Source organism: Cyanobium sp. T1B-Tous (assembly GCF_024345475.1).
GTDB lineage: Bacteria > Cyanobacteriota > Cyanobacteriia > PCC-6307 > Cyanobiaceae > Cyanobium_A.
On the sequence record NZ_JAGQBE010000071.1, the window covers coordinates 1 to 10606 of the forward strand.

General features: G+C 63.5%; 18 protein-coding genes. 4 read left to right on the forward strand and 14 right to left on the reverse strand.

What is annotated here, in order from left to right; translation table 11 throughout:
- Window positions 1-99: 99 nt before the first annotated feature.
- The 3 genes from KBY71_RS12825 to KBY71_RS12835 all read right to left on the reverse strand — a co-directional run bounded on the left by KBY71_RS12825 (window position 100) and on the right by KBY71_RS12835 (window position 1620).
- Complete coding sequence (locus KBY71_RS12825) at window positions 100-684, reverse strand: siphovirus Gp157 family protein (protein ID WP_254929284.1); 585 nt, start codon at window positions 682-684, stop codon at window positions 100-102.
- Window positions 685-808: 124 nt separating this feature from the next.
- Window positions 809-1279, reverse strand: coding sequence for a DUF2493 domain-containing protein (locus KBY71_RS12830; protein WP_254929285.1), 471 nt, complete (start codon window positions 1277-1279; stop codon window positions 809-811).
- Between the two features lie 203 nt (window positions 1280-1482).
- Entirely contained in the window at window positions 1483-1620 is a 138-nt protein-coding gene (locus KBY71_RS12835; protein WP_254929286.1) for a hypothetical protein, read from the reverse strand.
- 936 nt (window positions 1621-2556) lie between these two features.
- On the opposite strand from KBY71_RS12835, the gene KBY71_RS12840 reads away from it, so the two are divergent.
- Window positions 2557-3744, forward strand: a complete 1188-nt coding sequence (locus KBY71_RS12840) for a hypothetical protein (protein WP_254929287.1) — start codon at window positions 2557-2559, stop codon at window positions 3742-3744.
- A 966-nt stretch (window positions 3745-4710) separates the two neighbouring features.
- On the opposite strand, the gene KBY71_RS12845 is transcribed toward KBY71_RS12840, so the two are convergent.
- From KBY71_RS12845 to KBY71_RS12895, 11 genes are all read right to left on the reverse strand, one after another.
- Window positions 4711-5160, reverse strand: a complete 450-nt coding sequence (locus KBY71_RS12845; RefSeq protein WP_254929288.1) for a type II toxin-antitoxin system VapC family toxin — start codon at window positions 5158-5160, stop codon at window positions 4711-4713.
- On the reverse strand, window positions 5147-5482 hold the full coding sequence (locus tag KBY71_RS12850; RefSeq protein WP_315858562.1) for an AbrB/MazE/SpoVT family DNA-binding domain-containing protein: 336 nt from the start codon (window positions 5480-5482) through the stop codon (window positions 5147-5149). The genes KBY71_RS12845 and KBY71_RS12850 overlap by 14 nt, the downstream gene beginning before the upstream one ends.
- A 24-nt stretch (window positions 5483-5506) precedes the next feature.
- On the reverse strand, window positions 5507-5740 hold the full coding sequence (locus KBY71_RS12855; protein WP_254929290.1) for a helix-turn-helix domain-containing protein: 234 nt from the start codon (window positions 5738-5740) through the stop codon (window positions 5507-5509).
- Complete coding sequence (locus KBY71_RS12860) at window positions 5737-5940, reverse strand: hypothetical protein (RefSeq protein ID WP_254929291.1); 204 nt, start codon at window positions 5938-5940, stop codon at window positions 5737-5739. Before KBY71_RS12860 ends, KBY71_RS12855 begins: the two co-directional genes overlap by 4 nt.
- Complete coding sequence (locus KBY71_RS12865; protein WP_254929292.1) at window positions 5940-6596, reverse strand: hypothetical protein; 657 nt, start codon at window positions 6594-6596, stop codon at window positions 5940-5942. Before KBY71_RS12865 ends, KBY71_RS12860 begins: the two co-directional genes overlap by 1 nt.
- The gene (locus KBY71_RS12870; RefSeq protein ID WP_254929293.1) at window positions 6586-6855 is read right to left on the reverse strand and encodes a hypothetical protein; all 270 of its coding nucleotides are present in this window, start codon (window positions 6853-6855) and stop codon (window positions 6586-6588) included. The genes KBY71_RS12865 and KBY71_RS12870 overlap by 11 nt, the downstream gene beginning before the upstream one ends.
- Entirely contained in the window at window positions 6848-7027 is a 180-nt protein-coding gene (locus tag KBY71_RS12875) for a hypothetical protein (RefSeq protein ID WP_254929294.1), read from the reverse strand. The genes KBY71_RS12870 and KBY71_RS12875 overlap by 8 nt, the downstream gene beginning before the upstream one ends.
- On the reverse strand, window positions 7002-7229 hold the full coding sequence (locus KBY71_RS12880) for a hypothetical protein (RefSeq protein WP_254929295.1): 228 nt from the start codon (window positions 7227-7229) through the stop codon (window positions 7002-7004). The genes KBY71_RS12875 and KBY71_RS12880 overlap by 26 nt, the downstream gene beginning before the upstream one ends.
- A 40-nt stretch (window positions 7230-7269) precedes the next feature.
- Window positions 7270-8028: a hypothetical protein gene (locus KBY71_RS12885; protein ID WP_254929296.1), complete on the reverse strand. Its 759-nt coding sequence runs from the start codon at window positions 8026-8028 to the stop codon at window positions 7270-7272.
- Window positions 8029-8107: 79 nt separating this feature from the next.
- Window positions 8108-8815 carry a helix-turn-helix domain-containing protein gene (locus KBY71_RS12890; RefSeq protein ID WP_254929297.1) on the reverse strand — a complete coding sequence of 236 codons (708 nt, stop codon included), beginning with the start codon at window positions 8813-8815 and terminating at the stop codon, window positions 8108-8110.
- A gap of 61 nt (window positions 8816-8876) precedes the next feature.
- On the reverse strand, window positions 8877-9434 hold the full coding sequence (locus KBY71_RS12895; RefSeq protein ID WP_254929298.1) for a hypothetical protein: 558 nt from the start codon (window positions 9432-9434) through the stop codon (window positions 8877-8879).
- 46 nt (window positions 9435-9480) lie between these two features.
- On the opposite strand from KBY71_RS12895, the gene KBY71_RS12900 reads away from it, so the two are divergent.
- From KBY71_RS12900 to KBY71_RS12910, 3 genes are all read left to right on the forward strand, one after another.
- Window positions 9481-9645 (forward strand): hypothetical protein, encoded by a 165-nt coding sequence (locus tag KBY71_RS12900; protein WP_254929299.1) that lies wholly within the window; start codon window positions 9481-9483, stop codon window positions 9643-9645.
- Window positions 9632-9940, forward strand: a complete 309-nt coding sequence (locus KBY71_RS12905) for a hypothetical protein (protein WP_254929300.1) — start codon at window positions 9632-9634, stop codon at window positions 9938-9940. Before KBY71_RS12900 ends, KBY71_RS12905 begins: the two co-directional genes overlap by 14 nt.
- Window positions 9941-9965: 25 nt before the next feature.
- A partial coding sequence (locus KBY71_RS12910) for a bifunctional DNA primase/polymerase (protein WP_254929301.1) occupies window positions 9966-10606 on the forward strand: 641 nt, incomplete at its 3' end.

Consider the following 10606-nt stretch of genomic DNA (forward strand, 5'->3'; position numbering starts at 1 on the left):
GGGAAGCGATGGAGCGAGAAGAAGAGAGGAGCGAAATCGGATCAGGAAGAAAGGGCCAGCCACTGCAGCAGGCCATGCGCGGGGGCCTCTAGCCCTTCGTCAGTGGATGCGCCAGGAGCGGCGGTTGAGCAGCTGGGCGCCGGTGATAAGGAGGCCGGCTTTAAGGGCTTCCTTGATGGCGTTCTTGTCCGGCTTGCTTGTGGTGGAGAAGGTGAGCCACTCGGCATCGAGGGCCTGCTCGTCGTCGATCACGACAGCTGAGGACTTGCGGCTTGAGAGCTCGTGATCGGGGAAGGAGAAGCGAGTAGCCGCTGGCTGCAGCTGGGTGAGGACAAAGATCAGCGATTCCTCCAGGGCATCAGCCCGGCCTGAATCACTTCGGGCAAGATCGGTGAGCCGCTTGGCCTGCTGCTGGCGGTAGGCGGCCTGGCCGCGCAGGTGCTCAATCACCCAGCAGGTGGCATCGGCCTTAGCTGCGAGGGCAGCTTTATTGCCTTCTTCTGCCAGTAGGGCTGCCTCCAGCTCGGCGAGGGCCAGGGCCCGCCGCTCGGGATCATCAGCTTCCAGCTGCTCGGCTAGCTGGGAGATGGCGGTGGTGAGCTCCTGGGCCTCGCTGCCCAGCTGCCAAAGGGAACCAGAGCGCTGCAGCGAGCAGGCAGGGCCTGATGCCGAGGGGGCTGCCACTGGGGCAGGTGCAGCGACTGGAGCAGGGATGGGGGTGAGAACAGGCATGACGGTGAAAGCGGACGAATAGGAAACGGGACGTGCAGGCAGGCGCCACAGAGGCCAGAAAGCTTCTGCTGCGAAATCAGCTGAGAGCGATGGCAGCAACAGGAACAGCGCAGCGCCCGGCAGCTGGGCTGACCTCTGCCACGGAGATCGGCACCGGGGAATGGGAGGCCATGCGGCGGGCTTCTCTCACCAGCGAGGCAGTGCCAGCACCACCGGGGAAGGCCACCACCAGCACCGAGGCCTGATAGCCAGGGGAGCTGTGTGCAACAGCGCGGGCAACGGCCTGCTCGAGCAACTCACGATTGCGAATTGGCCCAGCGGCCCGGCCATGGAGCTGCCACTGGGCTGGCATCACCGCGGAAGACCAGCCCAGCTGCTGGGCCGCCCGATCAATGGCGGCATCAGCGCCGCGGGCACCGCCATGGAGGAGCAAATGCACCAACCGGCCGCGGGAGCGAGCCAGCAGCTCAGCGGCGATGCGCTGCTGGGACCAGGCCAGATCACGACCGCCCCCGGCCGCGATCACAAGCGAATGGGATGGGGCCACTGCGGGCCCAGAAGGAATACAAAGATCCATGAATCAGCTGCCAGAGGTGACAACTGATCGGGGCAACACATCGCAAAAAGAAAAGCGGCAGTGCTGGCGAGATCAGGGGATTGGATTACCGCAGGCGATGGGCTTGGGGCCTTTGGCGCAGCCCTTATTCTACCAGTACAATTGCATTATTGGCTCAGCCAAGGCCAGCTGCATCAAGCGATCTGACGGATCTTTGCTGACAGACGCAGGCCAAATCCAGTCGGACGGGCATAACCAAAGCCCAGGGCTTTCACTCCCATCTCAATCATCAGCCAGCCTTCTGGAATATCTGGCACCGCAGCCGCGGGCATGCCCCCCCTTGCGCTCCATCCCCGCACCCCAGGGCAGGGGCGGAGGGCGGCGGCGGCTGTCTGACCTCAGCCACGGCGCAGCTGTGGCAAGTTCAGAACAGCCGACGACGCCTGGAGCCCTCGCTGCGCTCTCTTGTTAAGCCCCAGGGCACATCCAGGAACTCCACCAGCAGCACCGTGTTGCTTGCACTAGGCCGTAGCGGGTGGCCTGATCCATCCCGACCCGGCCCCAGGACAGCTGTTCGGGTGTGACGAGCACCCGAGACAGCCGCCGGCCATAAGGGCTTCTCTGATGGCTTCCAAGGCCTGCAGGAGCCTGTAGCAGTTGCGGCTGCGCTCGTAGCAGGTGTTGCCAGGGGTGTCGTGGTGCTGGAAATGGTTAGGGGCTGACCCGTTGAGGTGCTGACTGGCAGTAAGGGGAGCCTGGGGGATCCTCGAAACCAGGGGTGGCAGGAAAAAACTTAGATCCAAGCGATCTCTCGGGCATAGCCCAAGCCCTTTTCGCCTTCTGCAGAGCCCTTTTGCTCTCACGCAGCAGGCTGAAAGAGCTCTCGCTTCAGTCGCGGAAGAAGCGAGAGCCCAAGAGATTGTGCGCATTTTGTGCGCATCTCCCTTGGTCAATCGGTGAAAAGTCAATCGGGGCGACAGGATTCGAACCTGCGACCTAGTGCTCCCAAAGCCCTTGAAATGGGGTCCTTCGGACCGGTTGCAATAACTGGATTTACTGGCTCAAAACCATTGTTGTCACTGGCTTTTGCCCTGCCAGCCGATGGCGGGCAGTGGCGGAGCGTGCCAAGCTTAAAAGGTGATTCTCTTGCAGATTCTCTTGCAAGGGGTGTCGTGCGTGCCTGATTTCCTAGAGCCGTGCCAAAAGCCACCACTGCCTCTCGCCCAGCACGGGCAGCCAAAGACCGTGGCTGGGTAGCAGCGCTGCGCTTGTCGCTCACCTCGGATCTGGGACCTCGCAGTGGCTGGACTGTTTCTGAGATGCGTGGGCGGGTTCTGCTGAACGTCTCAGCTTCTGCCGCAGGTGGTGCACGCCAGCAGCGGGTTTTGCTATTTGATTGGGCCGCTTCTGAGCGGCAGGCCATTCATGCAGCCATTCTTGCTATTCATGCCGATTACAGCGATGGCGTACCCCTTGATCTAGCCATCGAGACTCACGCGCGAATTCCTACGGAGGAATCAAGCCATATCAGATTGACGGTTAGCGAAGCAATCAACTGGCCTCAATTAATTCAAGGATTCAAAGATCACAAACTCAGCAGTGGGGCAATCAAGCAGAGCACCTGGGATCAGCTCTATTGGCGGCGAATGGGTGTAATCCTCGAGGCCGTTGGCGGAAAGCGTCGACCCATTTCACCTAAACAATTACTGGAGGGCGTGATTGAGTCCTGGAAGGACAGGCCCGGATCGCGTGGCCGTCAGTTACAGGTTCAATTCACGGCAGCACTTTTACGTTGGGGCGTCGATTCAGAACGCTTACCTTCATCCTGGGCACCGCCGCTTGATCTCTCTATCTATGTGGGCCGCAAGCGAGAAGAACGGGGGATTACAACACCCATTGAGACCAGCCATGTGCTGGATTTGGCAGAGGCCATACCTGATCTGCGCTGGCGATTGGCGTTTCAGTTAATGGCTGCCTACGGTCTGCGGCCGGAAGAATTGCAACACCTGGAGTTCCAGAAAGGGCAGCTCTGGACCACCTACCAGAAGGTTTCCAGTCGAGGTCGCACCCGATCAAGGGTTTTGCGACTGCTGCCATGTGACGAATGGGCCAAGCCCTGGGAGCTCGAGAAAGCATTTCGAGCTGACCGCATGCCGCCGATGCGACCAGGTCATGGCGCTGAGGACCTTGGCACCTATATGCGGCGGCGTCCTCTCTGGCAACAGCTACGGCGCGAATATGAAGAAAAGGGCGAAAAGCTGGTTCTCTATTCCTGCCGCCACGGTTATGCCCATCGCGCTCACGTTATTTGCGAGCTACCGCCCAAGGTGGTTGCAGCAGCCATGGGCCACTCAGTGGAAACCCATCTTGCTGCTTACAGCCGTTGGTGCGGAGATGACGTGGTTGATGATGCCTTTGCGAAAGCAGCGCGCCGCTTAAGCGATGAAGCACTTTGACGCAGGTTGAGATGGGCAGGATCCTTGCACTGACATAGAGGCCTAAAGCTTTTTGCCTGAGCCGGTTGTATTCCTGCTCATCAATCAGACCCTTCTCACGCAGCTTCATGAGCTCGTTAAGCCTTTCTTCCACTGATTGAATAGATGAATCAACCATGCGTGGCGGTTCGATTTCATCATTTTGGTTGAGCACCGCGACTAGCAGCTTCCGAGATTCATCCCCAACCCTGTAATTGCGATACTTATCCCATGTCGTCTTAATAGTTACAGGGATGCCGTCACTAGCCACCATCGCCTGCCTTAGCGCAAGTGGCAAGTAATATCGATACCGGCTCTCGTCGGTCATTACCACATCAAACTCTTGGCTCCCGACGCTGATCTTTATACGAGAGTCAGGCTTTGGGAAGGTGATTGTATTGCAGCCGCCAGCCAGTGCAAAACATGTGCTCTCGTATGGCTGTAGCTCCAAGTAATAACTACTCCACTTTGAAGTGTAGCCGTCATAGAAATGACAAGAGATGAAGCAAAGCCTGCCCCTGTAAGCCTGATCGAAAAGCACCTTTCGATGCCACCTTGACCCGTCGAGAGTACTTTTGAAAAAGGTAGCGCCTTTGCCTTGTAGTCCCTGATGTACAAATCAAGGTAGTTGACAACTTCATTGCTGCTGGAAGGCATGTTCTCGACCGCTATCACAGGCAGTGCAATGTGAAAGCAGACGAGAGTTGCTATCAAGGCACTTCTTCTTGTTCTCATCGGAGGGGCTAGCGCAACCCACTCCTAGCCGCTGCCGACTCGAGGGGATTCATTACAGGCATGAATCTTTGCCTAGAGAAACTCAGATCTCCGCCGGCCATTCGCTACTAGATCTCTCCTGTAGTTGCAACTTCCTGGCTTGAGCCTGCAAGACAAGCCACTCTTCGGTAGGAGCGTGTGCCTCTGTTGAGGCTGCGCTTGCTGGCCATTTGGCTACGGGAGGGCAGGCATTAGGCCAAGCGTCTGTGCCGCTTGCTGCATCCGAATATCGAAGCTGGCCAGCTGGGTGCAGCGGCTGTGCAGCGCCACCGCCAAATGCAAGGCGTCACCAGCCCGCAGGCCGAGGGCCGGATCCTGAAGCAGCTCGGCCGCCTGACGGAAGCGGCCGCGATCGAGCGAGCGCAGTTCAACTCCGCCCTGCAGCAGGCGCTCGAATTGCTCCCCAGCGGCCAGGCGTGCCTCAGCACTGAGGCCGTGAAGACGCTGCTTCATGCCAAGGGCGCTGTGGGTTTCGGTGATCAGCCAGTCGCTACTGATCAAGGGTTCGCGGGACTGCGCAAACCAGTCGAGGGCGAGCGAACTGCTCTCTTCCGGGGTGAGCAGAGCCACCACGACGCTGGTGTCGAGATAGATCATTGATGGTCTGTCATCACCAGCGCTCACCAGCGCGGCACTGCTCGATCACCGATGGGGTGAGGGGCATGGTGGCCTGCAGCTGGCGCAGATCGGTGGCAAGAGCAGAGCGATCCAGCTTGCGCAGAGGCTCCAGGCTCAGGCGGCCGTCTGGTCCAACGACGATGTCGATCTCATCGCCTTCTTGCAGCCCGGCCTGACGCAAGCAATCCGCCGGGAGCCTGACCGCCAGGCTGTTCCCCCAGCGGCGGATCGCTTGCGGGAAGTGCTGGCTGGCGTCAGCTGAACGACCTTGAGGTTTGGACTGGGTCAAGGAACGCCTTGGGCCGTTCCCGGCCACCCGTAGAGACACGACTCTACGTCCGGCTTGTGGCTTTCAGTGCCGCAGATGCCGCCTGCTCCAGCCCGTGATGCTGGCCTCCACGTTTTCCAGGTGCCACTGCAGGGGCCCTTTGCCTTCGGTGCAGCCCCAGCGGCGAAAGTGCTTGCCGGGTTGCAGCACCCCGCGCAGCCGCAGCTGACGCAGGGTTTCGCGGCTGATGCCGAGTAATTCACAGGCTTCGGCGGTGCTGATCCAGGCCCGAGCTGCTCGAGGAAAGGAACTGGTCATCGCAGCAGAGGGCTAATGATTGATCTCGGCACCGGTCCAGCGGTGACCAGCAGCAAGGTGCTCACCTGAAAGATCAGCACCAGCCAGAGCAACTGATGCAGGTGCCGCAGGTTGGTGATCGACACCAGGGTGTGGCGATGCTGCGCCCGGCGGCAGAGCGGCGGCAGCTGGGGTCGCCGTGGGGTGGAAGGCCTGCTCATCAGAAGGGCAGCTCCTCGTCGTCACCGAACTCGTCGGCGAAGTCATCGCCGGCGTCCAGGGGGATGGCGCGCTGCTGACGTTCAGCGCTCTGGTCATTGCGATAGGCCTGCTCCGCCGCTTCTATCCACTGGTTGCTGGTTCCTTCTGTGAGGTGCACCGGCCCGTAGAAGCCCACCGTGACGTTGCGGGGCACCGCATCAGCCTCGGCCTGGGTCTCAATCTTGGTGCCCTTGGGGTTGCCGTCCTGGTCGTATTGCAGCGCCCAGCGGGTCTCCAGCGTCAGCACGTCGCCGACGTTGAGCTTGCCGCGGCGGTGCTGCTTGCGGGCTTCGATCCAGTCCCCGAAGCCCTTGGCCTTGAGGATCACGCGCACCCGCTCGCCGGGTGCCGGCACCGCGGCCTCATCGCCGAGCTTGGCCTCCATCGTTGTGCCCGGCATCGCCACGCAGTGGATGACGATCTCCTGCTTGACCTTGGGGTTGCCGCTGCGGTCCTTGCCGTTAGGGATCGGCTCCATCTCGCCCGTAGCCAGGTTCTTGCGCAGCCGGTTGCGTTGCTCGGTGCGCACCACCGCCAGCTGGGCCACCTCGCCGAGGCGCTGCAGCCGGATCACAGGGGCGGCGCTGCGGGCGCCGTCGTTCAGTTCAATCGCCATGAGAAGAGGTGTGGGTGTTGAGGGGAGGGAGGGGATCGAGTCCTGCGCCCAGGCGCATCAGGTGATGGGCGGCGCCACTGATCGAGAGGCCGTGCTGCTGGCGCAGCTGCTCCAGCACCTGCCAGACATCGCTGCGCACCTTTGCTTGCAGGTAGTGGCCCGGGTCTCGGCTGGCGGACTGCTCGTGTTGCCGGTGGCCGTAGGCAATCCGGCGGTGGCCGCCGCGTGGTGCGGGAGGTGCGGGTATGTGCTCAGCCATCGACGATCCACTGGGGCGTCCGCCCCGGCGCAGGTGGGCACCGCTGGATCGCCACCAGCCGCAGCTCCTCGATTGCCGCGCCGAGTCCATCGACGTCATGGATCAGGGCCGTGGCCCGCTGGGGCAGGTGGAACTGCCAGGCCGCCTCAGGGCTGGATGTCCAGACCGGCATCCACTGGCAGATGGTCTGCAGGAACTGGCCGGTGACCTTGTGCTGCAGCAGCCAGTGGCGGCTCGCAGCAGCTTTCGACGGCGCTGGCGAGCCAGCGCAGCAGATGAAGGTCACAGGCCCCCCGCAGCAGACCCTGGATGCGGCCATCGGGGACATCCCGGTAGAAGCGATCGGCCAGGTCGCGCTCGCGTTGATCGGCCACGGCGTTGAGCAGGAGAACGGCATGGCGCAGTTGCAGCTGCTCATCCGATCGGCTCCGCGAGTTCCCGCTCGAAGCGGTCGATGAAGTCGGCATGGCGGCGCTGGGTGACGCGATCGGTGATGGTGCGGGCGGTGCTCGGCACCTGGAAGTGGGAGCGGAAGGCGATCGTGAAGCGCTTCCAGCTCTCCTTGTCATTGCGGGCCATCGCCTTGAGCATCGCGGTGAGGGTGGTGATCTCTTCTGCGCTCAGCGGCTCGAGCTGGGGATCGAGGGGCTCAGCAGTAGAGGGGGTCTCCAGCTCAGGATCCAGAAGCTCCTCGTCGCCTTGCTCGGGCATGACTCCCTCTGGCGCGTGCTCAATCACTGCCTGAGCTCCAGCGGCTGATGCGGATGGGGCCGTGGTGACAACCTCGGCCTTCTGCTTTGGAGTGCTCTCCTCGTCCTTGCTGGGGCGAGGAGATGCGAACACGGGAATGCCTAGCAGTCCGGCGAGCAGGCGGGCGCTGATCGAGAAGTCGGCGTCGTAGCTGTCGTCATCGGCACTCTGCTGGGAGCCACCCTTGTGCATGAGCAGCACCGTGGTGCCGCCGCTGCCGCTGCGCACCGAGAAGCTGAAGCCGCGCGCAAAGGCCGGCTTGGCGGCCTCGATCACAGCCAGCAGCGTCAGCTCACTGGCGGGTTGCAGTTGGGCCTGGAATTCCGAAAGGGCCTCCGCCATCTGGGCTTCCGCGCGCCAGTGCTGCTGATGGGGCGAGAGCGGCTCCGCCTCAGGCGGAGCATGGTGAACAAGGGGATCCATAGGGCCTAGGGCGGGACCGTCGCCCGCATGGCGCGAATCTTAGGGGCTCGCTAACGCAAGCCGCAATACCTCCTCGGAACTACGAGGCCTTGCTGCTTTGCTTGGTTGCTGGTGCTGAGCAGCTCTCCTTCCAGCTGCGGATCCAGCACTCCGGCAGCCATTCGCCGTCCCATAGCTCCTGCAGGTCGGCCGGCTCGTAGTCGCCAAAGGAGGTGAGCACGGTGCGTAGCTGCTTGCGTTGGCCCGCCGGAGCCAGCCGGGCAATCGCCTGAATCGCCTCGAAGGGATCCAGTCCACTGCTCTCCACCGCCTGGCTGACCTGATCTCGCCAGGCGCGGCTCAGCTCCTGTGCCTCCTTCATGGCAACCGAGGGGGCCTCGGGACGGGGCTTGACGGCGTAGGCGGTTGGTACTGGCCGCAACCCGACGTAGCAGCTCCAAAGCTCGATCGGCCCCCAGGGGCTGCCGTCGTCATCGACGATCGGCGTGGCGTCCTTCAGCCGCTCCTTGAGGGCCTGGGTCTTGATCCGGCCCCAGTCCTTTTCAATTAGACGGCGATTCACCTCGGCGAGCTGGAAGAAGGCCGGCCGGCGCAGCTCGCCGGCCTTGCCCTGCTCGATCACGCTGAGGTTGCCGTAGCTGATCGCGGCGAAACCAGCCTCCTTGCCCCAGTCGGCCACGGTGTACTGGGTCCAGCCGTTGCGCTCGCGCCACTGCCGCAGCATCCGCCCGAAGGCGAGGCGCGCATCGGCCTGGCGAGCCTCGATGTCAGCGAAGGATTCGGCCATGCCTCACAAGGCTGAGGTTTTCAGGGCAACGCTAAGGCATAGGACGCGATACGCCCAGCAATCACAAGCCTTGCTGCAGCTTGGCTCTCCTGGGTGCCTTCTCGTCCTTGGTGCTGCCCGAGGACTGGAGCGGGCCCCCTTTTGCTCGGCCGCTAATCCGCTGCAGCTGCGCCAGGGAGATCAGAGCGGCCGCCTCCTGTTGCAGGGGCGCCGGCCAGCAGCAGGCTGTGCGCAGCCGCTGCTCCAGCGCCCGACGCGATGCGGCAGGTAGCAGGGCCACCGGATCGAGAACCCTGGCCTGCGGCCCCAGCGTCCAGTCGTCGCGCTGACATCCGTAGACCCAAGTCCGGCCATCGGGAGCGGTGGCCGACTGGCAGGCCCCCAGCTGATCGCGCTCGATCCCAATCGCCAGGCGCCAGCCGCTGAGCAGGTCGAGCCGCATCACGCCCCACCAGATCTGCTGCCAGGGGCGATCCGCCAGAAAGGCCTCGCCGGCAATCAGGCGCTCCAGCGCGGCGGCGATCTCGCTAGCGCAGCAACGGCTCATGGCGGCAGGACGCGGCGTCTCCACGCTCTTGCCGGCGAGTCCGCCATAGAAGAATTTTCCTCGCCCTTGCAAGGCTGGGGCAATCGGGATACGGTGCAGCTCCCAGCGATGCCGAGCCTTGCGTCCTCTTGCAGTACGCCTGCCCGCCGAGCTGATCCTCTGGCTGGACGAGAACCGCGGCGGTGAGCCGCGCACCACCTTCCTGCGTTGGATCCTGCGCGAGCACATCCGCCGCCAGCAGAAAGCCGCCCAGCGCCTCAGCCGCTCCCATGGCCAGCGCTGATGGCCCGCCCCAGGGCAGCTGGCGGCCCCGCAGCCCCGCCCATCGCCGTCTGGCCCGATCGCCCCGGGACTTCTCCGCGTTCCGCCGCGGTGATCGGGTTGGGGTGTTCCTTGGCTGCCACTGGAGCGGCGGACTGGTGGTGGCGCTCAGCGGCGCCTCCGCCCTGATCAGCGCCCGCCGTCTGCCCGGCGGTCCCCGCCGCTGCATCGCTGTTCACGACGCCCGCAACCTGGTGCCCGCCGCTGAGCTGCGCCCCGTTGACGCAACGGCGTCCTGCCAGCCCCGCCTGCTCTGACCTCCCTTCGCCCTCAGGTCTCCTGATGCCCCTGCATCCCCAGCTGATCGAGAGCCTGCAGGCGATCGATTCCGACTGGGCTCTTTTGCCGATCGATGGCCGCAAGCGACCGGTAGACCCCCAGAGCGGTCAGCCCCTGGAGGCCTGGGCCCGTTGCCGCTACGACCTCGACGCGATTGCCGCCCTGGCGGCTAATCCCCATGTTCAGGCGGTGGGTCTGCTGCTGGGCTCAGCATCGGGGGTGTTGGCAGTGGATTTTGACGGCCGTGGCGCCGGGGCCTGCTTCCGGCGGATCTACGGGCGTTCACATCGGGAGCTACCGCCGACGGTGGGCTGGTCATCGGGCCTGCCGCACCGCGGCCAGCTGGCCTTTCGGGTTCCCCGTGAGCTCTGGCCGCTGCTGCGGGGGCGCCGCTGCTGGGTCAGTGGTGGCGAAGTCGCCTCCAGGCGCACGGTCTTTGAGCTGCGTTGGGAGGGTCATCAATCGGTAATCGCCGGCGCTCACCCCAGCACTGGCGGCTACCACTGGATCACCGGCCAGTCGCCGGCAGAGCGGCAGGTGGCTGATGCACCCGAGTGGCTGCTGGAGCCGCTCTTTAAGCAGCCGGATGAGCCGACCACCGCCGAGTACGCACCCTCGGCCCAGGACGTGCCTCGAGCCCTGGA